Origin of the sequence: Verrucosispora sp. SN26_14.1, assembly GCF_004307965.1 — a bacterium.
In the GTDB taxonomy this organism is placed as follows: Bacteria; Actinomycetota; Actinomycetes; order Mycobacteriales; family Micromonosporaceae; genus Micromonospora.
In genome coordinates this window covers 1-1,422 of record NZ_SISL01000773.1, presented here as the reverse complement: position 1 = coordinate 1,422, position 1,422 = coordinate 1, and the positions used below count along the sequence as shown (strand labels likewise).

Annotated in this window: 1 protein-coding gene; it reads right to left on the bottom strand. The window is 72.6% G+C overall.

Annotated elements, in window-relative coordinates; all coding sequences use genetic code 11:
* A partial coding sequence (locus EYA84_RS31805) for an MFS transporter (RefSeq protein ID WP_131057850.1) occupies window positions 1-1,422 on the bottom strand: 1,422 nt, incomplete at both ends.

Genomic DNA, 1,422 nt, shown 5'->3' with positions numbered 1-1,422 from the left:
AGATGGGAATAAGAGACAGGCCGGCGGCCGACCGCGCCCGGCGCTCCTCGATGCCGACCAGGTCGTCCGGGGGCGCGTCGGGTACCTCGTCGTCGAAGCGGGACAGCACCGGCGTGGCCAGCGACACCAGCGCCGTCACCGCGATGCAGAGCCCGAACAGCACGTAGAGCAGCCCGTGTCCGCGCCCCGGCCCGACCCCGATCACCGCGCCGACCGTGCCGGCCAGCACGCCGTCGGCCAGCAGCATCGGCTCGGTCACCCGGGCGGCGTACGGGGCGACCAAGCCCCAGCCCAGCGGCAGGGTGGACTGCGCCACCATCTGGTTGAGCGCGAAGACCCGCCCGTGCACCCGGGGCGGCACCTTGGTCTGGATGATCGTGTTGTAGACGCCGTTGACGATGGCGAGCGCGAGGTACATGCCGAACGCGCCCGCGCCGATGACCAGCAGGTTCGGCCGCAGCCCGGTGACCACGGCGGCCACCGCGATGCCGAGCGTGCCCAGCAGCACCGCTCGCATCCGACGCTTGCGGGGACCGCCCCAGAGCAGCATCACCAGACCGCCGGTGGCGGCGCCGACCCCGCCGGTCAGCGCGATCTGCGCCACCTCGTTCAGGTCGGCGAAGCCGAGCACCAGCGGGGAGAGCAGGAACAGCACCGGGAAGAGGAAGAAGTTCAGCGCGGCGAAGAACGCCAGCATGGCGCGGAACTCCCGGCGGCGCAGCGCGTACCGCAGCCCGGCGACGATCTCCGCACCGATGCTCTCGCGGCGGCGCAGGGCAAGCGTACGCGGGAACCTCACCACGGCCAGCACACCGATCGCGAAGAGGTACGACACCACGTCGATGAGCAGGATGCCGCGCAGCCCGACGGCCTGGAGCAGGGCCACGGCGATCAGCGGGACGGTGAACTGGGTGAGGCCGACAGCGGTCTGGGCGAGGCCGTTGGCGTGGCCGAGGAAGCGCTTCGGCACGAGCTGCGGCACCGCCGAGACGAACGCGAGCCGCTGGAACGCCAGTGCCACCGACAGCCAGGCGGTGAAGGGGTAGAAGTGCCACACCTGGGCGACGTCGGTCAGCACCAGCACCGCCATCGCCGCGTTGCCGCCCCCGGCGGCCATACAGGCGCCGAGCAGGACGCGTCGCCGGCTGAACCGGTCGATCACCGCGCCGGCCAGCGGTGCGACGAGCAGGCCGGGCATCAGCGCGAGCACCGCGAAGAGCGCGAACCGGGCGAGCGACCCGGTCTGCGTGTAGATCCACAGTGGCACGGCGAACGTGGTCAGCGCCGTCCCCATGCCGGAGACGATCTGCCCGGCGGCGACCAGACCGAAGCGGCGCATGCTCGGTGGCGGCGCGGTGGCCGTACCGTCGCTCCCGCCCGAGGGTCCGTCCGGTCCCTGCGGGGAGACGGCCGCGAGCTGCC